This is a genomic window from Sphingobium sp. SYK-6, from assembly GCF_000283515.1.
Classification (GTDB): Bacteria; Pseudomonadota; Alphaproteobacteria; order Sphingomonadales; family Sphingomonadaceae; genus Sphingobium; species Sphingobium lignivorans.
Map to the genome: position 1 here is coordinate 891678 of NC_015976.1, position 23344 is coordinate 915021.

Here is a 23344-nt window from a genome sequence, read left to right on the forward strand (position 1 = left end):
CCAATCATGACCACCACCACCGCAGATGAGCTCCACGGCGGGCATGCGCACCACGACCATGATGCCGAGCACAAGCCCGGCTTCTTCGCCCGCTGGTTCATGTCCACGAACCACAAGGACATCGGCACACTCTATCTGATCTTCGCGATCATCGCCGGCGTCATTGGCGGCGCGATCTCCGGCCTCATGCGGGCCGAGCTCGCCGAGCCGGGCATTCAGTATCTCCAGCTCTGGGCGCAGTATTCGGACGGTTCCGGCGCCACGATCGACCAGGCCTATCACCTGTGGAACGTGCTGATCACGGCACATGGCCTCATCATGGTGTTCTTCATGGTGATGCCGGCGATCATCGGCGGGTTCGGCAACTGGTTCGTTCCGATCATGATCGGCGCGCCGGACATGGCCTTCCCGCGCATGAACAACATCAGCTTCTGGCTGCTGATCCCTGCCTTCCTCCTGCTCCTCGGCTCGACCTTCGTGCCTGGCGGCACGGGCAACGGCGCCGGGACCGGCTGGACCGTCTATGCGCCGCTCTCCACCAGCGGCAGCGCCGGTCCCGCTGTGGACATGGCGATTCTTTCGCTGCACATCGCGGGCGCCAGCTCGATCCTCGGTGCGATCAATTTCATCACGACGATCTTCAACATGCGTGCGCCGGGCATGACCCTGCACAAGATGCCGCTGTTCGTCTGGTCGGTGCTGGTCACGGCATTCCTGCTGCTGCTGGCGCTGCCGGTCCTGGCCGCCGCCATCACCATGCTGCTGACGGACCGCAATTTCGGGACCGTGTTCTATGACGCTGCCGGCGGCGGTGACCCGGTGCTCTACCAGCACCTGTTCTGGTTCTTCGGCCACCCCGAAGTGTACATCATGATTCTGCCGGGCTTCGGCATTGTCAGCCAGATCGTCTCCACCTTCAGCCGCAAGCCCGTCTTCGGTTATCTCGGCATGGCCTATGCCATGGTCGCGATCGGCGTCGTCGGCTTCATCGTGTGGGCGCACCACATGTTCACCACTGGCCTCAGCGTGAACGTGAAGATGTACTTCACGGCCGCGACGATGGTCATTGCCGTGCCAACCGGCGTGAAGATCTTCTCGTGGATCGCGACCATGTGGGGCGGTTCGATGAGCTTCAAGACCCCCATGGTCTGGGCGCTCGGCTTCATCTTCATGTTCACGGTCGGCGGCGTGACGGGCGTGGTGCTCGCCAATGGTGGCATCGACGACAATCTCCACGACACTTATTATGTCGTCGCGCACTTCCATTATGTGCTGTCGCTGGGCGCCGTGTTCTCGCTGTTCGCCGGCTTCTACTACTGGTTCCCCAAAATGTCGGGCCGGATGTACAACGAGTTCCTCGGCCAGCTGCACTTCTGGGTGTTCTTCATCGGCGTGAACATCCTGTTCTTCCCGATGCACTTCCTGGGCATGAGCGGCATGCAGCGCCGCGTCCCGGACTATACCGACGCGCTCGCCTACTGGAACGGCATTGCCTCCTGGGGCTATGTCATCATGGCCGTGGGCGTGGGCATCTGGTTCGTGAACATCATCCTGTCGCTCGCGGCCGGCCGCAAGGCGGAAGGCAATCCCTGGGGCGAAGGCGCCACGACGCTGGAATGGACGCTGTCCAGCCCGCCGCCCTACCACCAGTTCGAGACCCTGCCGGTCGTCGACTGAGGGGCGCGAATCTGTCCCCGGCAAGGCTCGCCGGGTGACAGAGCGAATGAAATGAATGGGGGCGAGGGCGCGCAGGTGTCCTCGCCGCACCGTTGAAACACTATGGAACACTGAGCCAGAGGTTTAGGTTTTGGCGAGCAAGGCAACTCTTCCCCCGGGCGACACGATGACGGCATCGGTTCCCCTGCCGGCCGAGTGGCGCGATTTCGTCGCGCTGACCAAGCCGCGCGTGATGACGCTCGTCGTCTTCACCGGTCTGTGCGGACTGCTCGTCGCGCCGGGCAGCCTGCCGCCGGCGCTGGCATTCACGGCAATCCTGTGCATCGCGCTGGGCGCGGGTGCCGCCGGTGCGCTCAACCAGTGGTACGAGGCGGACCGGGACGCGCGGATGAAGCGCACGGCGGGGCGGCCACTCCCTGCTGGGCGGATGAGCCGCGAAAGCGCGCTCCACTTCGGCGTGGGATTGTCCTTCTTCTCGGTGCTGCTGATGGGCGTCGCAACCAACTGGTTCGCCGCTGCCGTCCTCGCTGTTTCCATCCTCTTCTATGTCTTCATCTACACCATCTGGCTGAAGCCGCGCACCGCGCAGAACATCGTCATCGGCGGCGCCGCCGGTGCCTTCCCGCCGCTGATCGGCTGGGCAGCGGTGACCGGGGACATTGCGGCGCTGCCGATCGCGCTCTTCGCGCTCATCTTCTTCTGGACGCCGCCGCATTTCTGGTCGCTCGCCCTGTTCGTGCGGATGGACTATGCCAATGCCGGCATCCCGATGCTGCCGGTGGTGGCGGGCGAAACCGCGACCCGGCGGCAGATCCTGCTCTACACGGCGATCATGGCTGTCGCCGCGCTCGCGCCCGTTCTGCTGCGGCTGACCGGCCTGATCTACGGGCTCACGGCGCTGGTCGCGACCGGCATCTTCGCCGCCATGGCGCTGCAGGTCTCCCTGCGGCGGGAAACCGATCCGGCGCGCATGGGGCCGGAGAAGCGGCTGTTCAAATATTCGGTGCTGTATCTCTTCCTGCTGTTCGCGGCGGTGGTTGTCGATCACTGGGTGCGCGGCGCATGACTCCGGAAGAGCAGAAGCTGATCCAGGAGCGCCAGCGGGCGCGGGCCCGCGTCATGGCGCTGGTGCTGGGCGCGCTTGCGATCCTCTTCTTCGCGATCACTATCGCCAAGATGTCGAACTGAGGCGCCGATGACGAGCATCACAGGGCAGCATTCGGGCAACCGGCGCACCGCGGTCATCGCGGGGCTGATCGCGCTGGCCATGCTCGGGCTCGGCTTCGCGTCGGTCCCGCTTTACCGGCTTTTCTGCCAGGTCACCGGCTATGGCGGTACGACGCAGCGCGTCACGCAGGATCAGGCCGTTGCGCAGAAGATCGAGACGCAGGGCCGCCAGCTTTCGATTCGCTTCGATTCCAATGTGAGCAGCGGCCTTCCCTGGGATTTCTATCCCGAGAAGCGCCGCCTCAACGTGGGCGTCGGCGGCAAGTCGATGGCGATCTTCATCGCGAAGAACCGGTCGGACAAGCCGGTGAAGGGCCGGGCGGTGTTCAACGTCACGCCGGAGCAGGCGGGGCGGTTCTTCTCGAAGATCGAATGCTTCTGCTTCACCGAGCAGACGCTGCAGCCGGGACAGCAGGTCCGCATGCCCGTGCTGTTCTATGTCGACAAGGAATTCCTGGACGATCCGGACAACAAGGATGTCCAGGAAATCACGTTGAGCTACACTTTCTATCCGGTTGAGAAGCCGGGCAACGAGAGCTAAACAGGCGCGCGAACAGAGCGCTCAGATACGGGGAACATCATATGGCCGGCGCCAAGAATCACGATTATCATATTCTGCCACCCAGTTTCTGGCCGTTCATGGGCTCCATGTCGGCGCTCGTGATGGCGATGGGCGCTGTCGCCTGGATGCACCCGGACGCTCTGGGCGGCTGGGGCGGCACCGGCTTCCTGCTCGGCCTGCTCGGCGTGCTCGCCACGATGTTCTTCTGGTGGGCGGACGTCATCAAGGAAGCGCATGCCGGCGACCATACGCCGGTGGTCCAGCTTCACCTGCGCTACGGCATGATCCTGTTCATCGCCTCGGAAGTGATGTTCTTCCTCGGCTGGTTCTGGGCGTTCTTCGATTTCTCGCTGTTCCCGACCGAACTGCCGCCGATCAACGGGCTGTTCCCGTCCGAGGGCATCGAGGTGCTGAGCGCGTTCGAACTGCCGCTGCTCAACACGCTGATCCTGCTCTGCTCGGGCACTACGATCACCTGGGCGCACCATGCCATCATCCATGGCGATCGCGACAGCTTCAAGAAGGGCCTGTGGCTCACCATCCTGCTGGGCGTGCTCTTCACCTGCATCCAGGCCTATGAATATATGCATGCGCCTTTCGCGTTCGGTGAGACGCCTTATGGTTCGGCCTTCTACATGGCGACCGGTTTCCATGGCTTCCACGTGCTCGTGGGCACGATCTTCCTGATCGTCTGCCTGGTGCGCGCCTACAAGGGCCACTTCACGCCGCGCCAGCATTTCGGCTTCGAAGCCGCAGCCTGGTACTGGCATTTCGTTGACGTCGTGTGGCTGTTCCTCTTCATCGCCGTCTATGTCTGGGGCGGCTGGGGCGCGCCGGTCCACGCCGGCTGACCATGACGACAAGCGCTGACCAGACCGCGCGGGCGACACCGCTCGTTCGCGCGGCCCTGGCGGCGCGCTGCCCCCGCTGTGAAGTGGGGCCATTGTTCGAGGGTTGGGTGCGGTTCGCGCCCAGATGCCGGGCCTGCGGGCTGGACATAAGCCAGTTCAATGTCGGAGACGGTCCGGCCGCTTTTCTCATCCTCATCGTCGGCGGCCTCGTGACTGCGCTGGCGCTGTTCCTCCAGCTGGCGGCGAGCCCGCCTTTCTGGGTGCATATCCTGCTCTGGGTTCCGCTCACGACTGTCCTGGTCGTGCTGTGCCTGCGGGCTTCCAAGGCGGCCCTGCTCATTCTCGAATATCGCAATCAGGCGCGGGAAGGGCGCCTTGCCGCCCAGCCGACGGTGCCGGACGAGACGCCGTGATCCGGCCCGTTCCGCTGGTCCCGACGATCATCGTGGCGCTGGCCATCGCGTTGATGATCGCCCTCGGCTTCTGGCAGCTCGATCGTGCCCACGAGAAAGAGGCCGCGATCGGCATCTGGCACCGGAACATGGCGCTGCCCGCCACGGCCTATCCGGTTGCTAATCCCGTCGACGAAAGCCTCCTGTTCCGGCGTCTCTCCGCCAATTGCTTGCGCGTGGTGGACTGGCGGGTGATTGGCGGACGGTCGCGAGAAGGTCGGCCGGGCTGGCGACATGTGGCCTATTGCGCCACGGGAGCGGAAGGCCCGGGACTGGTGGTTGATGTCGGGGTGAGCCTCGCGCCCGATGCCCGCGTCGCCTGGACCGGCGGCCCCGTGCAGGGCATCGCGACCCACGAGCCGGACAGCACGCCCTGGCTCGACCGGCTGGCGCGCCGCTCGCCGCCGCTGCGCCTCATGATCGTCGCCGAGACGCCTGCGCCGGGACTCGTCGCGTCGGCGCCGCCCGATCCGGCCTCGGTTCCGAACAATCATCGCTCCTACATGGTGCAGTGGTGGCTGTTCGCTCTCGTGGCGGCCGTCATTTATGGGCTCGCGCTGCGCAAGCGCTGGCACGGGCGCTCGCAGGGCGCGGATCCATCCCCGCCGCCGCCGGGGTCCTGAACGTCGGTCAGCCGCGTGCGAACGGCGGCATTTGCGAAGCCCCCTTATCCTGCCATGTGTCCGGGCGAGTTGCAGGGCGCGCAACTCAAGGCTAAGAGCGCCCCGTCATGCAATATGTGAGCACCAGGGGGCGCGCGGACGCGCTGGATTTCGAAGGCGCGACCCTGGCGGGGCTCGCGAGCGACGGCGGGCTCTATCTGCCCGAGCGCTGGCCGACCTTCACGGCGGCGGACCTCTCCGCCATGCGCGGGCTCTCCTATGTGGAAACGGCGGTGCGAGTCATCCTGCCGTTCGTGGGGGACAGCCTCAGCGAAGATGAGCTGCGCGATCTATGCACGCAGGCTTATGGCCGCTTCGCGCATGCCGCCGTCACGCCGCTCGTCCAGCTCGACCATGGTCACTGGCTGCTGGAGCTGTTTCACGGCCCGACGCTGGCATTCAAGGATGTCGCGCTTCAGCTGCTGGGACTGCTGTTCGAGAAATTCCTCAGCCGACGCGAGACACATCTCACGATCATCGGCGCGACCTCCGGCGACACCGGCTCTGCAGCGATCGATGCCGTCGCGGGGCGCGCCGGGATCGACATCTTCATGCTGCACCCGGCCGGCCGTGTGTCGGACGTGCAGCGGCGGCAGATGACGACGGTGCTGGCGCCCAATGTCCACAACATCGCGATCGAGGGCAGTTTCGATGATGCGCAGGCGCTGGTGAAGCGCGCGTTCAACGATCCCGATTTCTCTTCCCGCTACGATCTGTCGGCGGTCAACAGCATCAACTGGGCGCGGCTGGTCGCGCAGGTTGTTTATTATATCTATGCCGGCGTCCGCCTCGGCGCGCCGGATCGCTCGGTGGCCTTCGCCGTGCCGACCGGCAATTTCGGCGATGTGTTCGCGGGCTATGTGGCCTCGCGCATGGGCCTTCCGATCGAGCGGCTGGTCGTTGCGACCAACGTCAACGACATCCTTCACCGCGCGCTGTCCGAAGGCGATTACAGCCAGGGCACGGTCGTCCCCACCGCGACGCCGAGCATGGATATCCAGGTCTCGTCCAATTTCGAACGGCTGCTGTTCGACCTGAACGGCCGGGATGGCGCGGCGCTGGCCGAGCAGATGAAGGGCTTCGAGCAGACAAGGGCCATGCGCCTTACCAATGCGCAGCGTGATGGCGCGGCTGCCCTGTTCTCCTCCGCGCGGATCGATGCGGACGGCATGTCGCGCGCCATGCGCTGGGCCTATGACGCGGCCGGGCAGATCATCGATCCGCATAGCGCGATCGGTCTTGCCGCCGCCCGCGCCGCGGCGGTGGACCCGTCCGTGCCCATGGTGACGCTGGCAACGGCGCATCCCGCCAAGTTCCGCGATGCCGTCGAGCGCGCGACAGGTGTGCGCCCGGGCCTGCCGTCCCGCACGGGCGACCTGTTCGGGCGCGAGGAGCGCTACGTGACGCTCCCGGCGACCTTCGAGGCCGTGACCGACTATATCGCCGGGCACGCCGTGAAGCGGGGCAGCTGAGATCAGCGCTCCGCGCGCCGGATCGATGAGGGGAAGGCGGCACCACGGGGCCTCACGTCCCCGCCATCGGCGTGCGGAAGATCTGCTCGCCGCTTTCCGGCCTTTGCAGGCTGGCGATCGCACGACAGAATGAGGCATCGAGACGCCATGCAACTCCAGACCCTCATAGGCGAGCCCTGGCCCGATTACGGGCTTGTGGACTCAGGTGCAGGCCGCAAGCTGGAGCGCTACGGGCGCTATCGCTTCATCCGCCCCGAGCCGCAGGCGATGTGGCAGCCCGCCACCGCAGACTGGGCGGCGGACGCGAGCTTCATTCCGGCATCGGATGAGGATGGCGGCGGCCGCTGGCATTTCGAGCGGCCCGTCCCGCGCGAGGGCTGGCCGCTCGTCTGGAACGAGGTGCGCTTTCAGGCGAGTTGCACGCCCTTCCGTCATCTCGGTTTCTTTCCGGACATGGCACCGGTCTGGCAATGGGGGCGGGCGCAGCTCGCCGGACTCGCAGAGCCGCAGTTCCTCAATCTGTTCGGCTACACCGGCGTCGGCACGCTCGCATTCTCGGCAGCCGGTGCGCATTGCGTGCATGTCGATGCCTCCAAGAAATCCGTAGCGCAGGCGCGCGCCAATGCCGCCCTGTCCGGCATGGAGGCCAATCCGGTCCGTTGGATCGTGGAGGATGCGGCCCGCTTCGTTGCGCGCGAAGTGCGGCGGGGCCGGCGCTACGACGGCATCCTGCTCGATCCGCCCAAATATGGCCGCGGGCCGGATGGCGAGATCTGGCGACTCGAGGAGGACCTGCCCGGTCTCATCGCGGATTGCCGGCGACTGCTCGATGGCGAAAGCCGTTTCCTTTTCCTCACCGTCTATGCCGTGCGCATGTCCGCGCTGGCGATCGGCGAGCTGTTGCGCGCGCATCTGGCGGATCTCCCCGGTCGCATCGAATGCGGCGAACTGGCAGTGCGCGAGGAAGCACGCGGGCTGCTGCTGCCCACGGCGATCTGGGCGCGCTGGTCGCGGGATTGAGCGGCAGCGCCGCCGCCGGGCCTATTCCCGTCCGGCCCGCAGCGCCGCGCCGCCAGCGACGGGCGCGGCCGCGCATAACAGCAGCGAGCAGGCGGCAACGAGCTTGAGCGCGCCGACACCGCCGGACTGAAGCGCGCCGGCGCCGAAGATGAGGATCGGGACGGCGAGCGGCAGCACCAGCAGTCCGGTGAGCGCCCCGCTGCCGCGCAGGCCCGCCGTCAGCGCTGCCACGAGAAGCGCAAGCGCGGCGAGGCCGGGCGTGCCGACCGCCAGCCCCAGCATCACGATGCCCAGCATCTCCGGCTCCAGCTTGAGCAAGGCGCCTGCGGGCAGCGCCGCGAGAAGCAGCGGCGGCCCGAAGCTCAGCCAGTGCGCAATGCCCTTGGCGAAGAGGATCGTGCCTTCGCCCGCGCCGCGCAGCACGAGCTGATCGATGACGCCGCTTTCGCGATCCGGCTCGATCAGCCGGTCGATGGGCAGCAGGCTGGCGAGCAAGGCGGCGATCCAGAGCAGGCCGCCGCCCGTCCGCGCGAGCACCGTGGCGTCCGGCCCCACCGCGAAGGGAAAGAGCGCCGCGATGAGCAGCAGGAACGCGAGCGGAAGCCATATGCCGCCGCTGCGGAAGGCGCGGGCGAGATCACGCCGGACGATCGCGCCGATCATGCCGGCATGTCCTCTTCCTTCTCGTCCATCTCCTCCGCCGCCGGTCGCTGGAGGTGGATGGTGACGTCCTGCGCCCAGGCCAGTGGCAGATGGGACGCGGCGAGCACGATCCCGCCCGCTGCGCGGTGGCGGTCCACAAGGCCGCCAAGGGCAGCGGCGGAAGCCGTGTCGAGACCGTTGGCGGGCTCATCGAGCAGCCAGACCGGCGCGCCGCTGACGAGCGTGCGGGCCAGCGCGGCGCGCTTGCGCTGGCCGGTCGAGAGCATCCGCACCGGCACGTCGGCAAGGTGCGGGATGTCGAGATCGTCGAGCGCGGCCGCGATGCGCGTGACCGGCACCTCATCGATCCGCGCCCAGAAGGCGAGGGCGTCCTGCACGGTCCTGTCGCGGTCCAGCGCGACGAGTTCATCGGTGAGCGCGACGGCGCCTTCGCAATGGACCGTGCCTGCGAAGGGGCGCAACAGCCCTGCCACGATCCGCAGCAGGCTGGATTTACCGATGCCGTTCGGCCCCGCGATCTGGGCGCTGTCCCCTGGCCCGAGCGCGAGATCGACGCCGGTGAACAGCAGTCGCCCGCCGCGCAGGCAGGCCAGGCCGCGAATGGAAAGGGCCGCACCGCTCATCGCTTGACCATGCAAGGGCGACTGGTCGAGAAGGGTCGCCAGATCAAGGAGAGTGTCATGCCACGCATCGCCCGCCTCACGAACGAAGAGCGCGCCGCCGCGCTGGCCACGCTGCCCCAGTGGCGCCTTGCAGATGATGCCAGCCGGATCAGTCGCAGCTTCAATTTCCCGGACTTCGTGACGGCATTCGGGTTCATGAGCCGGGTCGCCCTGCTGGCCGAGCGCGCCGATCATCACCCGGAATGGTCGAATGTCTATGGCCGCGTCGATATCCGCCTGACCACGCATGATGCCGATGGCCTGAGCCAGCGGGACATCGCGCTGGCGCGGGAGATCGAGGTGCTGCTCGCCGTCTAGGCATCGCCCTAGAGCACTTTGGTATTGTAGTGATGCCAGGCCATCAGCGCCATCGCGCTGCGGTGCGGCCGCCAGGGCTCGGCGAGGCTGCGCGTCAGCTTCTCGTCGGGGCGCTCGCCAAGGCCGAGGATCTGCCCGACAGCGATCTGCACGGCAAGATCGCCCGCCGGCCAGATATCCTTCCGCCCCTCCGCGAACAGCAGGTAGATTTCCGCCGACCAGCGGCCGATCCCCTTGATCCGCACCAGCTCCGCAATGGCTTCCTCGTCATCGTGTGGCAGGGCATGCAAGTCGAGTGCGCCGCTCGTCACCAGCTCGGCAAGGCTGCGGGCATAGCCCTGCTTCTGGCGCGAAAGGCCGCAGGCGCGCAATGTGTCGAAGTCGCTGGCCAGCAGCGCTTCGGGCGCGCAGCCGGCGCCCAGCGCGGTTTCGAGCTTGGTCCAGACCGACGCGGCGGCCGCGACGCTCACTTGCTGGCCGACGATCGTCCGCAGCAGCGTCTCATAGCCCGGGACGCGTTGCCGGGGCGGGGGATAGCCGAGCCGCCCGATCAATGCCCCGATCGCGGGATGCCCGGCGGCGATCGTGTCCAGGGATGAGCGCAGGGCCGTTTCGTCGAGCATCGCTTGTTCCAAACATCCGCGCCGGCGCGCATGTGCCGGTTGATTTCTCGCTTTCCGCCCCTCATAGCGAGCCCGACCACGGATTGGAGAGAAAAATGGCGCAGCTGAAGGTCGTGACGCGGGATGGCAGTCTTCATGAGTTCGAGGCCCCTGACGGCTACACGGTCATGGAAGCCATTCGCGATCAGGGCATCGATGAATTGCTGGCCATCTGCGGCGGTTGCTGCTCCTGCGCCACCTGCCATGTCTTCGTGGAAGAGGCATTTCTCGACAAGCTCCCGCCGCTGAAGGGCGACGAGGACGATCTGCTCGACAGCTCCGATCATCGCCAGGCGAACAGCCGCCTGTCCTGCCAGCTTCCCATCGGCCCGGAACTGGGCGGCATGACCGTCACCATCGCCCCGGAGGATTGACCCGGGGCCATGGGGGCTGGGCGGCCCTTGCCGGCCGATTCAGTCCACGCGCGTCCAGACCTGTGATTTGCAGGCCACTCTCCCGAGCAGGCATCCCGTCGCGCGCATGGTCCGCTCGTCCACGGCGGTGATCGTGCCGGAGAAGGTCTTGCGCAGATCGGGCACGAAGACCTTGCCGCGCCAGGTGGTCTCATCTTCGCGCACGAAGCCGCTGAACAGCTGGGCGCCGACGAGCTCCTCCGTTCCGCCCTTGCGTGCATCCGCCTGCGCCTTGGCATTGGCCCACACCACGGTGCCGCACATCGCCGGCGTGCAGGGATGGACCTTCACGCGGACACTGCGCTGCGGATTGGTCCATATCCCGTAGGAGGGTCTCTCCGGCTGGGTCCCGCCCGCTTTGAGCGGGGCAAGAGCGACAAGGCCGGCCATGAGGCAGGCTGCGGCGATGCGGAGCCTGCGCTGCGGCGCGCCTCGGTTGGGGAGCGGGCCCATGTCAGGGCAGGGCCTTCAGGCGCAGCACTGCCATCGGCGCGTCACGCGTGCCGGGATTGACCGGCCATACCAGTCGCTTCGTTCCATCGGGCATTGTCTCGACCCCATCCTCCTGGTTCTGGCTCACGATGTCCGCGTCGGTGGTGAGCGTGAAGCGTCCGTCCAGCATCGATCCGGGCCGCTCGCTCGCGCCCGGGGCGCCCATGCCCGCCATGGAGCCGGGGCCGGACTGATCGTTCGCAAAGCCGGGGGCCTTGACGCGCACGCGGTCCTTGCCGCGCAGTTCCACGGCGACGAAGGGAATGAGGACTTCTCCGTCCGGATTGAACGGAAAGATGAAGGCATGGTCGAGCCGCCCGTTGATCCGGTAATCCACCGCAAGCTTGCGGCCCCCGATATAGCGGGCAGACCGAAAGCCATATTCCTGCGAAAGCGCCTCGGCGAGCCTGCCGAGTTGCGCGGCCTCTTCCTCGCTGTCCGCCGTCGTCAGGGCAAAGTCGGCTTCCGCCTCGTTCTGGGCGGAGGTCATCGATGCCAGCGCCGTATCGCCGCGTTTCGCGTTCCACGACCCGATCTCGCCGGTCCCCGCCGGCTCTTCGCTCTCCAGGTCAGGCGTGCCGGAGCGGAGCAACTGCACTTCGCCCACATAAGTGAAGGTGAAGCTGCGGTCAGCCCGGATATCCAGCGTGGAGACGAATTTCGCGGGGACGAGCAGGCAACTCGTCAGCAGCAGCGGTGCGGCCAGCAGTACGGGCCAACGCAGCCATCTCGCCATGCCCATTGCCACGCCCATCTGCTGCGTTCCTCCTCGCGGCCCGGCGCGGCAACGCCTACCGCGTCATGCAGGCATATAGCGCGATGGCCGCCGCGTTGGAAACGTTGAGACTCTCCATGCGCGGGCTGATCGGCAGCTTCGCCAGCATGTCGCAATGATTGATGCTGTTGAGCCGCAGGCCTTCCCCTTCCGCGCCGAGCACCAGCGCGACCCGATTCGCGCCTTCGAGCGCCTTGCCCAGCGTTTCCGTCGCCTCGCCGTCCAGCGCGATTCGCCAGTATCCGGCCTCCGCGATCTCATCGAGCGCACGGGCGAGATTGACCACGCGCACCCAGGGCACGATCTCCAGCGCCCCGGCCGCCGCGCGCGCGATCACCCCGGATTCGGGCGGGGCATGCCTGTCCTGCGTGACGATGCCGAGCGCGTCGAACGCGGCGGCCGAGCGCAGGATCGCGCCGACATTGTGCGGATCGGTGACCTGATCGAGCACGAGGATGGGGCGCCGCGCGGCGTCATCCGCTGCGCCGTCCTCCAGCAGATCGCCCAGCCAGATGTCTTCCAGCGGCTCCACTTCCGCGACGATCCCCTGATGCGGCGCGTCATTGGGCACCATGCGGCCCAGATCCGCCACGTCCGAATAGACGATGGGCAGGACGGGCGGCAGTTCCAGCGCGCCAATGGCTTCGCGCGTGCCCCATATCTTGCGGATGACCCGTGCGGGATTGGCGAGCGCTGCCGTGACGGCGTGACGCCCGTAAAGGCGGGGATAGCCGCCCTTTGGTTTACCTGTGCGATGACCTCTCTTCATTCGCAGCGCTTTTCCACAGCGTGGCATTGACAGGCAAGGCCCCATTCGTCATTGAGCGCCCCTCCCGTCCGTTCGGCGATGCATGCCGGGCGGATCAGGCGCCTTGGAAGGGTGGCCGAGTGGTTAAAGGCAGCAGACTGTAAATCTGCCCGCGTGAGCGTACGCTGGTTCGAATCCAGCCCCTTCCACCACAAATTTGACATCCCCTTGCCCGGTCGTGTTCATATCTTGCTGGGGCAGGGCAAGAAGGGAGAGTCCTCAAATCGTGCTGCGGCCAGGCGAGAATTGCTGGCGGATCGAGCAGGCGGACCGCTTTGCTCTCATCGTCGATGCCGCCGATTATTTCGAGGCGGCGCGTACGGCGATGATGACCGCGCGCAAGAGCATCTTCCTCATCGGCTGGGATTTCGACACCCGCATCCGCTTTGGCAGCAGGGACGACGAAGGGCCGGAAAAGCTCGGCGACTTCTTCCTGTGGCTCGCGAAGCGGACGCCCGGCCTCGAAATCCGCGTGCTGCGGTGGGATACCGGGGCGTTCAAGGCGATGTTTCGCGGCCGTACGCTGGCAACCATCCTGCGCTGGAAAGCGCATCCCCGCATCACGCTGAAGCTCGACGGCGCTCATCCGATCGCGGCCTCGCATCACCAGAAGGTCGTGGTCATCGATGATTGCCTGGCCTTCTGCGGCGGCATCGACATGACGATCGGGCGGTGGGACCGGCGCGCGCATGAGGATGAAGACCCGGAGAGACAGGCGCCCAACGGCAAGCCCTACGGTCCGTGGCACGATGCGACCAGCGCCCTGGATGGCGCCGCCGCACGCGCGATGGGGCAACTCGCGCGGGACCGCTGGAAAGCCGCGACGGGCGAAACGCTGGAGCCGGTCGACGCGGGGCGGGATTGCTGGCCGGCCGGCCTTGAACCCACGTTCGAGAAGGTGAAGCTGGGTATCGCGCGCACTCGGCCCGAAATGGCGGATGTCACGCCGATCCACGAGATCGAGCAGGCCTATCTCGACCTGATCGCGCGCGCCAGAAAGTGGATCTACGCCGAAAGCCAGTATTTCGCCTCCCGGAAGATCGCGCGCGCCATCGCGCAGCGGCTCGCGGAGGAGGATGGCCCGGAGGTCGTCGTCATCAATCCCGTTTCGGCGGATGGATGGCTTGAGCCGCTCGCCATGGATACCGCGCGGGCCCGGCTGGTGGAAGCGCTCCGGCGTCTGGACCGGCACGGCCGTTTCCGCGTCTATCATCCCGTCTCAGCAGGCGGACAGCCGATCTATGTCCATGCCAAGGTGATGGTCGTGGACGATTGCTGCCTGCGCATCGGCTCGTCCAACTTCAACAATCGTTCGCTGCGGCTGGACACCGAGTGCGATGTGGTGCTGTCGGCCGACGAACCGGGGAATGAAGGGGTTTCGGCCACGATCGCGGCGATCCGCGATGATCTGATCGCCGAACATCTCGATGTGGACGCCGGGGACGTGGCCGCTCGCCTGAAGGCGGAAGGCTCGCTCATCCGCGCGATCGAGGCGCTGCGTCATGAGGGGCGGACCCTCGTCGATTACGAAATTCCCGAACTCAGCGCCACGGAGGAGTGGCTCGCCGATAACGAGATCCTCGATCCGGAAGGGCCGGACGCCATGTTCGAGGCATTGAGCCAGCGGAGCCTGTTCAAGGGATGGCGCCTGCCCTGGCGAAAGCGATAACGGCGCCCGGGGGCGGTCCGGAGGCAGCTCCCCGGTTCTTCAGCCGATCGCGAGGCCGGCCTTGGGCGGCAGTTCGTTCATGCGCGCCAGCTCCGCAATGTAGCGTTCGATCTCGGAGCGGTCCTGCGGGTTGTTGAGCGACGCCAGCAATCTCTGGGCGCGCTCCAGCTCCGCGCGAATCTGTGACATGCCTTCGGTCATGCGTGAACTGTCTTTCCCTCGTGGCGGACCGGGCTGAAAGCGCAAAACGTGCGCCATTGCAGCAGCGCTGTGTTCAACCGCTCCGCTTCCACGACAGGACGATGCCGAAGGCTCTCACCCTCAGGGGTAGCGGGAAAATTCCTGCTCCTGCGAGGTCATGAATTCCAGCAATGCGGGCTTTCCCGCCTCCGTCGCGGCGATGGCGCGCCGGATTGCCGGCACGATGTCTTCCACCGCGCTGATTCGTTCGCCATGGCCGCCCAGCGCGGTCGCGAACTGCGCATAGTTGCCGGAGATGTCGGTGGAGCGGAACCGGTCCGTCGCCGTCGGCATTACCTTCAGTTCCATCGCCATGGACGCGTTGTTGAGCAGGATGGACAGGATCGGCAGCCGCTCGCGCACCGCCGTCTCGAAATCCATGCCCGTGAAGCCGATGGCGGCATCGCCCCACACGTTGATGCACAGCTTGTCCGGGCAGGCGAGCTTGGCGCCCATCGCGAGGCCGAGGCCGTAGCCGAGCTGCGTAGTCTTGCCCCAGCCCAGGAAGCTGTGCGGCGCGCGCGTCTTCCAGAAGGGCGAGAGCTGGTCGCGCGGACTGCCGGCATCATGCGTGATGATGGTGTTGGCGACGTCGACCGTATTCTGGAGATCCCAGAGTACGCGATAGGGCGTGATCGGCACCTGATCGCTGGTGAGCTTCGGCATCCACTTCGCGAGCCAGGCATCGTCCAGCTTGCGAATCTCGGCCGTGACGGCGCTCATGTCGCGCGGCGCGCCGCCGGTGAGCGCCCTGCAAGCCGCGATGAGCGCGCTCAGTGTCAGCTTCGCGTCGCCGATCAGCGCGACATCGGTCTCGACGGCGCGATTGAGCTCGACCGGGTCGAGCGTGGCGTGAATCACCGTCTTGCCCGCCGGCATGCGGATGCCGAAGGCCGTGGCCGTGAAGGAGCAGCCGACGCCCAGGATCACATCGGCTTCATCCAGGAAATGGCGCACGGCATGCGGCATCGCGGCGCCGCCGGAGCCGAGTGCCAGCGGATGCGTCTCATCGAAGCTGCTCTTGCCGGGCAGGCTGGTGCAGACCGGAATGGCCAGCAGCTCAGCCAGTTCCTTCAGCTCGGCATAAGCGCCGGACCAGTGGATGCCTTGTCCCGCGTAGAGCACGGGACGCTTCGCCGCGCACAGCAGGCTCGCGGCGCGGGTAATGCTCTCGCCGTCCGGCGCGAAGCGGCTGCGCAACACCGGCTGGTAAGCGACCTGCGCGCCATCCTGTTCGAGCACGTCGAACGGCAGTTCCACCAGCGCGGGGCCGCCGCGTCCGTTGCGCAGGGCCGTGAAGGCGCGGCGCATCACCGCGTTCACATGCGAGGGAAAATTCAGCGGCTCGGCCGACTTGGTGATCTGCGCCATGTTGCGCACACTGTTGAAGTTGCGCCCGACATGCGCCGTGGCCGTGGAATATCCGCCGGGCATGACGAGGATGGGCACGGATTCGCCATAGGCCTGCGCCACGCCGGCATAGGCCACTTCCGCGCCCGGCCCGTGCTGGCAGCAGAAGACGCCGATCTTCTCGCCTCGCGTCAGGCGCGAATAGGCGTCGGCCATGTGGAGGCCAATGCGCTCCTGCCGGGGAATGATGGTACGGATATTCGCCTGCGCCGCCGCTTCGAGAAGGGCATTGCGCGGATAGCCGAACAGGACGTCCACACCTTCCAGCTTGAGAATCTCGACGATGGCATCGCAGGTCTTCATTCATACTCTCCCGGGCCGGCATTCGGCAGGACCGGCATCTTATGGCCGGAAACGCCAGCAACAGCCTGTCTTAGGGGCAAGCCGCGCGAGACGCTAGGGCGAGTTGACATGCTCAACCCGGATGCCGCGCAGTGAAAGTGGCAGCGCGCGCCTGTCCGCGGCTCAGGTCCTACTCGCCGGCCGGCAGGGCGAGCCCTTCCTCGATCCGTTCGAGCAGGATGGAGAGAAAGCCGAGGTTCGCGCGGATGTCGTCCAGCGGGATATCCGCCAGCAACTGGCTGCGCAGCTTGCTGGTCAGGTTCAGCATGTCCGCCAGCGCATCAAACCCGGCGGGCGTCAGCTTCATGTGCTTGTTGCGCCGGTCGGTGGGGTCGGGGAGGCGCTCCACCAGGCCGTCCGCCTCCAGCATGTCGAGCGTGCGCGTGAGCGTGGGCCCCTCGATGCCGATCCGCTTGGCGATCTGGATCTGCGTGGCGCGCGGCGGCGCATAGGCGATGGCGGCCATTGCCTCCATGCGCGAGGCGCTGTGGCCCAGCGCCCGCAGCTGCTCGTCGATCAGGGAGCGCCAGCGCCGGCCGGCAAGCACGATCGACATCGTGAGCCCAAGCTCGGGCGGCGGATAGTCTTCCCGGGCAGGAAGCGCCGATCCGAACGGCGTGCCTGCATCATTCACTGCTTCGGCTGTCGCGCCGTCCGCCACGTCCCGACCCTTTCATGAGAAGCCGGACGTCGGCCTTGATTTTGTCCGGACCGATGACGTTAGTTCCTGAATGATTTCAATTCAACTGTCCTTCGTGCTGCGGCTTGGCGCGGGATGGGACATGCGCTCGCGGTGGTCCGGCCGCCGCGATGGCCATACACCCCCCGATTTCCTGAAACGAGCAGTGGCGGAGGACGCGATGCCTTGATATCCCTCGCCTGTGCCGCACTGCGGCATGCACAATGGGGAAGGGAAAGCACCGCATGGCAACCATCGAATCCGCGACCGAAAAAGGCCTCCAGGCGCGGATCGTCGATGCGCTTGTCCATCGGATCGGGAAGGATGCGCAAGCGGCGCTGCCCCATGACTGGCTCGCCGCCACCATCTACGCCTTGCGGGACGACATCATCGAGCGGTGGATGACCTCGTCCAAGGCAGCCCATGCTGCAGGTGCGAAAAGAGTCTATTATCTCAGCCTCGAGTTCCTCATCGGGCGCCTGCTGCGCGACGCGCTGAGCAATCTCGGTGTCTCGGAGGAAGTGCGCGCGGCGCTGGCCGAGCATGGCGTCGACCTTGACGAGATCGAGGAGATCGAGCCCGATGCGGCTTTGGGCAATGGTGGTCTGGGGCGGCTCGCCGCCTGCTTCATGGAAAGTCTCGCCACGCTCGATATCCCGGCTTATGGCTACGGCATCCGCTATGTGAACGGCATGTTCCGCCAGCGCATCGATGATGGCTGGCAGGTGGAGCTGCCCGAGAACTGGCTCGCCCATGGCAATCCGTGGGAATTCGAGCGGCGGGAAAGCGCTTACCGCATCGGCTTCGGCGGCGAAGTGATCGGCGATATCGACGGCAGGATCGAGTGGCGGCCTGCCGAGCAGGTGATCGCCACGGCGGTCGATACCCCGATCGTCGGCTGGCGCGGCAAGCGGGTCAACACGCTGCGCCTGTGGAATGCCTTCCCGGTCGATCCCATCCGGCTGGATGCGTTCAATGCCGGCGACCATGCCGGGGCGCTCGCCGAGCAGGTGCGCGCCGAGAGTCTGGTGCGCGTGCTTTATCCGGCGGACTCGACAGCGGCCGGGCAGGAGCTGCGCCTGCGGCAGGAATATTTCTTCTCCGCCGCGTCGATCCAGGACATTCTGCGGCGGCACATGCAATATCATGGCGACATCCGGACCCTGCCGGACAAGGTCGCCATCCAGCTCAACGATACGCACCCGGCAGTCTCGGTCGCCGAGCTGATGCGCTTGCTGATGGATGACCATGGGCTCGAGTTACCCGACGCCTGGACGATCACGCGCAAGACATTCGGTTATACCAACCACACGCTCCTGCCGGAGGCGCTGGAAAGCTGGCCCTTGCCTTTGTTCGAGCGGATGCTGCCGCGCCACATGCAGATCATCTACGCCATCAATGCGATGGTGCTGCGGGAAGCGCGGCTCAGCAAGAAGCTGGACGAAAGCGCGATCTCGGCGATCTCCCTCATTGATGAAGGCGGCGAACGGCGCGTGCGGATGGCCAATCTCGCCTTTGCCGGCGCGCACAGCGTGAACGGCGTGGCGGCCCTGCACACCGAACTGATGAAGCAGACGGTCTTCGCGGATTTTCACCGGCTCTATCCCGAGCGGATCAACAACAAGACCAATGGCGTGACCCCCCGGCGCTGGCTGCTCGAATGCAATCCCGGGCTGACGGACCTCATCCGCGAGGCCATTGGCGATCGCTTCATGGACGACGCCGAGGAACTCGTGGATCTCGCGGCATTCGCCACGGACGGCGCCTTTGCCGAGCGCGTCGGGGCCATCAAGCGCGCCAACAAGGAAGCGCTGGCCAATCATCTGCGGGTGCATATGGGCATCCGCCTCGATCCCGCCGCGATGTTCGACGTGCAGATCAAGCGCATCCACGAGTACAAGCGCCAGTTGCTCAACCTGATCGAGACGGTGGCGCTCTACGACCAGATCCGCAGCCATCCCGAGCGTGACTGGATGCCACGCGTCAAGATCTTCGGCGGCAAGGCGGCCCCGAGCTATCATAATGCCAAGCTCATCATCAAACTGGCCAATGACATCGCGCGCCGGGTGAACAGCGATCCTTCGGTGGGCGGCCTGCTCAAGGTCGTGTTCGTGCCGAACTACAATGTCAGTCTCGCCGAGAAGATCATCCCGGCCGCCGATCTCTCCGAGCAGATTTCCACTGCGGGCATGGAGGCATCCGGCACCGGCAACATGAAGTTCGCGCTCAATGGCGCTCTCACCATCGGCACGCTGGACGGCGCCAATATCGAGATCAAGGACCGGGTCGGCGACGACAATATCGTGATCTTCGGCCTTACGGCGGACGAAGTGGCCGAGAAGCGCGCCAATGGCTACAATCCCCGGGCGGTCATCGAGGGTTCGCGCGAGCTGCAGCAGGCCGTCTCGGCAATCGCGTCAGGCGTCTTCTCCCCCGACGATCCGGGGCGATATGCCGATCTCATCGGCGGTCTCTACGATCATGACTGGTTCATGGTCGCGGCGGATTTCGAGAGTTACAGCCACGCGCAGCGCGCCGTGGACCGTCGCTGGAGCGAGCCTTCGCAATGGCAGGCATCTGCGATCAGGAACATTGCGAACGTTGGATGGTTTTCATCTGACCGCACCATCGCTGAATATGCGAAAGACATCTGGGGAGTATTGTGAAGCCGCCCAAAGCGGCCATTGAAGCCCTGCTCGCAGGCACGCACGCTGATCCTTTCTCGCTTCTGGGTGTCCATGAGGGCCCCGGCGGCGCGCATGCGAGGGTCATCGTGCCGGGTGCCGAGAGCGTAGAGGCCCATGACCTTGGCGGTAACCCGCTGGGTGCGCTCGGCTGCGCCGACCAGCGCGGCCTCTTCGAGGGGCCCATAGCGGGCGGCCGCCAGCCCATTCGCTACCGGGCGCGGGCCGGCGCGGCGGAGTGGTGGCTGAGCGATCCCTACAGCTTCGGCCCGGTGCTGGGACCGGTCGATGACCTGCTCATGGCGGAAGGCACGCATTTTCGCCTGTTCGACAAGCTGGGCGCGCATCTCATCAGCCATGAAGGCGCGGAAGGGGTGCATTTCGCCGTCTGGGCCCCCAATGCCCAGCGTGTCGCTCTGGTCGGCGATTTCAACGACTGGGATGGCCGGCGGCACGTCATGCGCCGCCGCGCCGACATCGGGGTGTGGGAAATCTTCATCCCGGATATCGGCGCCTGGCATGCCTATAAATATCTCATCATCGGTCCGGACGGCACCGCACAGCCGCTCAAGGCCGATCCCTACGCTTTCGCGTCCGAGTTGCGGCCGAAGACGGCATCGCTGACCTACGAGACCGGCACGCATGAATGGGGCGACGCGGCGCATCGGGCGCATTGGGCTTCGGTCGATCCCCGCCGCACGCCGATCAGCATCTACGAGGTCCATCCGGGCTCCTGGCAGCGGGACGAGAGCGGCTGGTTCCTGCCATGGGACGAGCTCGCGGCCCGGCTCATTCCCTATGTCGTCGAGATGGGCTTCACGCACATCGAGTTCCTGCCGATCTCCGAGCATCCTTATGACCCAAGCTGGGGCTACCAGACCACGGGTCTCTATGCGCCCACGGCGCGGTTCGGCGATCCCGACGGTTTTGCGCGCTTCGTGGACGGGGCACATCGGGCCGGCGTGGGCGTTCTTCTCGACTGGGTGCCCGCGCATTTCCCCACCGACGCGCACGGGCTTGGCCGGTTCGACGGGACCGCGCTCTACGAGCATGAGGATCCGCGCCTCGGCTTCCATCCCGACTGGAACACGGCCATCTACAATTTCGGGCGGCGGGAAGTCTCCAGCTTCCTCGTCAACAACGCGCTGTTCTGGGCCGAGCGCTACCATGTCGACGGGCTGCGCGTGGATGCCGTCGCGTCCATGCTCTACCGGGATTACAGCCGGCCTGCGGACCAGTGGATTCCCAATCAGGAGGGGGGGCGCGAGAACTGGGAAGCGGTGGCTTTCCTCCAGGCGATGAACAAGGCCGTCTATGGCGCGCATTCCGGCATCGTGACGATCGCCGAGGAATCGACCGCCTGGCCGGGCGTCACGCATCCCGTCCATGACAACGGACTGGGTTTCGGCTTCAAGTGGAACATGGGGTTCATGCACGACACGCTCAGCTATCTGGCGCGTGATCCGGCGCATCGGCGCTATCATCATGACGAGATCACATTCGGTCTGATGTACGCCTATAGCGAGAACTACGTGCTGCCGCTCAGCCATGATGAAGTGGTGCACGGCAAGGGCTCGCTGCTCACCAAGATGGCGGGCGACGACTGGCAGAAATTCGCAAATCTCAGGGCCTTCTACGCGCTGATGTGGGGATATCCCGGCAAGAAGCTGCTGTTCATGGGGCAGGAGTTCGCGCAGCGGCGGGAATGGAGCGAAGGGCGTTCGCTCGACTGGGACTTGCTGGATGCGCCCGCTCATGAAGGTGTCCGCACGCTCGTGCGTGATCTCAATCATTTGTACCGTGATCTTCCCGCCCTGCATGAGCGGGATTGCGAGGCGGACGGGTTCGAGTGGCTGATCGCCGACGACCGGGACAATTCGGTTTTCGCCTGGCTCCGCAAGGCGCCGGGCGCTCCGCCGGTGGCGATCATCGCCAATCTGACGCCCCGGGTGCTGGATCATTACGAAGTGCCGCTGCCGCTGGACGGCGTCTGGCGCGAAATGCTTAACAGTGATGCAACCATCTATGGCGGAAAAGGTGTCGGCAACATGGGCAAGGTGACGGCCGAACATGGCCGGGCCGTCATGACCCTGCCGCCGCTTGGAACGATCATGCTGCTTGGTGAGGGATGACGGAACCGGACGCCGTTAGCTGGGAAAGGAACGTTACGCGTGTCAAGTCGGGAGAGATGGGGACAACCTCTGGCGCGTGACGCCATGGCTTATGTGCTGGCCGGCGGCAGGGGCAGCCGCCTCATGGAACTGACGGACAATCGCGCGAAGCCAGCCGTCTATTTCGGCGGCATGTCGCGCATCATCGATTTCGCGCTGTCCAATGCGCTCAACAGCGGCATCCGGCGCATCGGCGTGGCGACGCAGTACAAGGCGCATTCGCTCATCCGCCACATGCAGCGCGCCTGGAACTTCATGCGTCCCGAGCGCAACGAGAGCTTCGACATCCTGCCCGCCTCGCAGCGCATCGACGAGTTTCACTGGTATGAAGGCACGGCGGACGCCGTGTTCCAGAACATCGACATCATCGCGAGCCACGCCCCGCAATATATCGTCATCCTCGCGGGCGATCACATCTACAAGATGGATTATGAGCTCATGCTCCAGCAGCATGTGCAGGAAGGGGCGGACGTCACGGTCGGTTGCATCGAGGTGCCACGCATGCAGGCCACGGCCTTCGGCGTGATGCATGTCGATGAAAACGGCCAAATCACCAGCTTCCTGGAGAAGCCCAAGGACCCGCCGGCCATGCCGGGCAAGCCGGATGTCGCGCTGGCGTCCATGGGCATTTATGTGTTCACGACCGAGTTCCTGTTCGAACAGCTCCGCCGAGACGCGGACGATCCGGAAAGCAGGCGCGATTTCGGCGGGGATATCATTCCCTATATCGTGAAGCACGGAAAGGCGGTCGCGCACCTCTTCTCGTCCAGCGCCATCCGCGCGGGCGCGCAGATCGAGGAATATTGGCGCGATGTCGGCACGCTCGATGCCTATTGGGAAGCCAATATCGATCTCACGGACGTGGTGCCCAAGCTCAACATGTATGATCGCGAGTGGCCGATCTGGACGGATCAGATCATCGCCGCTCCGGCCAAGTTCGTGCATGATGAGGAGGGACGGCGCGGCATGGCGGTCTCCTCGCTCATTTCGCAGGACTGCATCGTCTCGGGCGCCAGCGCCTGGCGCAGCCTGCTGTTCACGGGTGTGAAGATGGGCAGCTTCTCCGATGTGCAGGAGGGCGTCATCCTGCCTTATTGCAACATCGGCCGGGGGGCGCGGCTCAAGCGCGTCATCGTCGACAGTGGCGTGCGCATTCCCGAAGGGCTGGTGGTCGGGGAGGATCCCGTGGCGGACGCGCAGCGTTTCCGGCGCACGGAGAGCGGGATCTGCCTCATCACCAAGTCGATGATCGACAGATTGGACTAGCGGCATTGGCGGGCCGGCTGCCGGTATCGTCCTCCGGCTGGCGGCTCCACCCCTGCACCTTCAAGACGGATATCTCTGGTCTGCGGCCAGTTGCGTAGCTTAAAACAGAAGCATGAGATGCACTTCTTTGATCCAGTCGCAAGTGAACCCGCCATGTCGATGGTCGC

Annotated in this window: 25 protein-coding genes and 1 tRNA gene; 17 read left to right on the top strand and 9 right to left on the bottom strand. The window is 65.7% G+C overall.

The window, feature by feature from the left end:
• Positions 1-6 precede the first annotated feature (6 nt).
• The 9 genes from ctaD (at position 7) to SLG_RS04160 (ending at position 7923) form a co-directional block, all read left to right on the top strand.
• Positions 7-1677 (top strand): cytochrome c oxidase subunit I, encoded by a 1671-nt coding sequence (ctaD, locus tag SLG_RS04125; RefSeq protein ID WP_014075163.1) that lies wholly within the window; start codon positions 7-9, stop codon positions 1675-1677.
• A 166-nt stretch (positions 1678-1843) separates the two neighbouring features.
• Positions 1844-2743, top strand: a complete 900-nt coding sequence (locus SLG_RS04130) for a heme o synthase (protein ID WP_014075164.1) — start codon at positions 1844-1846, stop codon at positions 2741-2743.
• Positions 2740-2865, top strand: a complete 126-nt coding sequence (locus SLG_RS22345; RefSeq protein ID WP_014075165.1) for a hypothetical protein — start codon at positions 2740-2742, stop codon at positions 2863-2865. The genes SLG_RS04130 and SLG_RS22345 overlap by 4 nt, the downstream gene beginning before the upstream one ends.
• Before the next feature lie 7 nt (positions 2866-2872).
• Positions 2873-3445: a cytochrome c oxidase assembly protein gene (locus SLG_RS04135; protein ID WP_014075166.1), complete on the top strand. Its 573-nt coding sequence runs from the start codon at positions 2873-2875 to the stop codon at positions 3443-3445.
• A gap of 41 nt (positions 3446-3486) precedes the next feature.
• Entirely contained in the window at positions 3487-4317 is an 831-nt protein-coding gene (locus SLG_RS04140) for a cytochrome c oxidase subunit 3 (RefSeq protein ID WP_014075167.1), read from the top strand.
• Between the two features lie 2 nt (positions 4318-4319).
• Positions 4320-4730 (top strand): DUF983 domain-containing protein, encoded by a 411-nt coding sequence (locus tag SLG_RS04145; RefSeq protein WP_014075168.1) that lies wholly within the window; start codon positions 4320-4322, stop codon positions 4728-4730.
• Entirely contained in the window at positions 4727-5392 is a 666-nt protein-coding gene (locus SLG_RS04150) for an SURF1 family protein (protein ID WP_014075169.1), read from the top strand. The genes SLG_RS04145 and SLG_RS04150 overlap by 4 nt, the downstream gene beginning before the upstream one ends.
• Positions 5393-5499: 107 nt before the next feature.
• Positions 5500-6903, top strand: coding sequence for a threonine synthase (gene thrC, locus SLG_RS04155; RefSeq protein ID WP_014075170.1), 1404 nt, complete (start codon positions 5500-5502; stop codon positions 6901-6903).
• A gap of 147 nt (positions 6904-7050) precedes the next feature.
• Entirely contained in the window at positions 7051-7923 is an 873-nt protein-coding gene (locus SLG_RS04160) for a class I SAM-dependent methyltransferase (protein WP_014075171.1), read from the top strand.
• Positions 7924-7944: 21 nt separating this feature from the next.
• On the opposite strand, the gene SLG_RS04165 is transcribed toward SLG_RS04160, so the two are convergent.
• Both SLG_RS04165 and ccmA read right to left on the bottom strand, forming a co-directional pair.
• Positions 7945-8586 carry a heme exporter protein CcmB gene (locus SLG_RS04165; protein WP_014075172.1) on the bottom strand — a complete coding sequence of 214 codons (642 nt, stop codon included), beginning with the start codon at positions 8584-8586 and terminating at the stop codon, positions 7945-7947.
• Positions 8583-9209, bottom strand: a complete 627-nt coding sequence (ccmA, locus tag SLG_RS04170) for a heme ABC exporter ATP-binding protein CcmA (protein WP_014075173.1) — start codon at positions 9207-9209, stop codon at positions 8583-8585. The genes SLG_RS04165 and ccmA overlap by 4 nt, the downstream gene beginning before the upstream one ends.
• A 57-nt stretch (positions 9210-9266) precedes the next feature.
• Here ccmA and SLG_RS04175 point away from each other — a divergent pair, with 57 nt between their 5' ends.
• On the top strand, positions 9267-9566 hold the full coding sequence (locus SLG_RS04175; RefSeq protein WP_014075174.1) for a 4a-hydroxytetrahydrobiopterin dehydratase: 300 nt from the start codon (positions 9267-9269) through the stop codon (positions 9564-9566).
• An 8-nt stretch (positions 9567-9574) separates the two neighbouring features.
• On the opposite strand, the gene SLG_RS04180 is transcribed toward SLG_RS04175, so the two are convergent.
• Complete coding sequence (locus SLG_RS04180) at positions 9575-10189, bottom strand: DNA-3-methyladenine glycosylase family protein (RefSeq protein ID WP_014075175.1); 615 nt, start codon at positions 10187-10189, stop codon at positions 9575-9577.
• Between the two features lie 95 nt (positions 10190-10284).
• Between SLG_RS04180 and SLG_RS04185 the strand changes: the two genes are divergently transcribed.
• On the top strand, positions 10285-10602 hold the full coding sequence (locus SLG_RS04185) for a 2Fe-2S iron-sulfur cluster-binding protein (protein ID WP_014075176.1): 318 nt from the start codon (positions 10285-10287) through the stop codon (positions 10600-10602).
• Positions 10603-10641: 39 nt separating this feature from the next.
• Here the strand turns inward: SLG_RS04185 and SLG_RS04190 are convergent, their stop codons facing one another.
• Genes SLG_RS04190 through rlmB form a run of 3 tightly spaced genes read right to left on the bottom strand, consistent with a single transcriptional unit; the run spans position 10642 to position 12677 of the window.
• Positions 10642-11094 (bottom strand): DUF2147 domain-containing protein, encoded by a 453-nt coding sequence (locus SLG_RS04190; RefSeq protein WP_014075177.1) that lies wholly within the window; start codon positions 11092-11094, stop codon positions 10642-10644.
• A 1-nt stretch (position 11095) separates the two neighbouring features.
• Complete coding sequence (locus tag SLG_RS04195) at positions 11096-11887, bottom strand: hypothetical protein (protein ID WP_014075178.1); 792 nt, start codon at positions 11885-11887, stop codon at positions 11096-11098.
• 37 nt (positions 11888-11924) lie between these two features.
• Positions 11925-12677: a 23S rRNA (guanosine(2251)-2'-O)-methyltransferase RlmB gene (gene rlmB / locus SLG_RS04200; protein WP_041391718.1), complete on the bottom strand. Its 753-nt coding sequence runs from the start codon at positions 12675-12677 to the stop codon at positions 11925-11927.
• 105 nt (positions 12678-12782) lie between these two features.
• On the opposite strand from rlmB, the gene SLG_RS04205 reads away from it, so the two are divergent.
• Positions 12783-12868: transfer RNA gene (locus tag SLG_RS04205), tRNA-Tyr, on the top strand.
• Positions 12869-12942: 74 nt separating this feature from the next.
• Positions 12943-14385, top strand: coding sequence for a phospholipase D-like domain-containing protein (locus tag SLG_RS04210; RefSeq protein ID WP_014075180.1), 1443 nt, complete (start codon positions 12943-12945; stop codon positions 14383-14385).
• Positions 14386-14424: 39 nt separating this feature from the next.
• Here SLG_RS04210 and SLG_RS21620 read toward each other — a convergent pair whose 3' ends face one another.
• The 3 genes from SLG_RS21620 to SLG_RS04220 all read right to left on the bottom strand — a co-directional run bounded on the left by SLG_RS21620 (position 14425) and on the right by SLG_RS04220 (position 17038).
• Positions 14425-14574 (bottom strand): hypothetical protein, encoded by a 150-nt coding sequence (locus tag SLG_RS21620; RefSeq protein ID WP_158512674.1) that lies wholly within the window; start codon positions 14572-14574, stop codon positions 14425-14427.
• 132 nt (positions 14575-14706) lie between these two features.
• Positions 14707-16338, bottom strand: a complete 1632-nt coding sequence (locus SLG_RS04215) for a thiamine pyrophosphate-requiring protein (RefSeq protein WP_014075182.1) — start codon at positions 16336-16338, stop codon at positions 14707-14709.
• Positions 16339-16507: 169 nt separating this feature from the next.
• A complete protein-coding gene (locus tag SLG_RS04220) occupies positions 16508-17038 on the bottom strand; it encodes a MarR family winged helix-turn-helix transcriptional regulator (protein WP_014075183.1) in 531 nt (176 codons plus the stop codon).
• Between the two features lie 70 nt (positions 17039-17108).
• On the opposite strand from SLG_RS04220, the gene SLG_RS21625 reads away from it, so the two are divergent.
• Genes SLG_RS21625 through glgC form a run of 4 tightly spaced genes read left to right on the top strand, consistent with a single transcriptional unit; the run spans position 17109 to position 23177 of the window.
• Complete coding sequence (locus tag SLG_RS21625) at positions 17109-17246, top strand: hypothetical protein (protein WP_158512675.1); 138 nt, start codon at positions 17109-17111, stop codon at positions 17244-17246.
• Positions 17247-17301: 55 nt separating this feature from the next.
• Positions 17302-19722 carry a glycogen/starch/alpha-glucan phosphorylase gene (locus SLG_RS04225; RefSeq protein ID WP_014075184.1) on the top strand — a complete coding sequence of 807 codons (2421 nt, stop codon included), beginning with the start codon at positions 17302-17304 and terminating at the stop codon, positions 19720-19722.
• On the top strand, positions 19719-21872 hold the full coding sequence (gene glgB, locus SLG_RS04230) for a 1,4-alpha-glucan branching protein GlgB (RefSeq protein WP_014075185.1): 2154 nt from the start codon (positions 19719-19721) through the stop codon (positions 21870-21872). Before SLG_RS04225 ends, glgB begins: the two co-directional genes overlap by 4 nt.
• Positions 21873-21911: 39 nt before the next feature.
• Positions 21912-23177, top strand: a complete 1266-nt coding sequence (gene glgC / locus SLG_RS04235) for a glucose-1-phosphate adenylyltransferase (protein WP_014075186.1) — start codon at positions 21912-21914, stop codon at positions 23175-23177.
• The last annotated feature ends 167 nt before the right edge of the window (positions 23178-23344 follow it).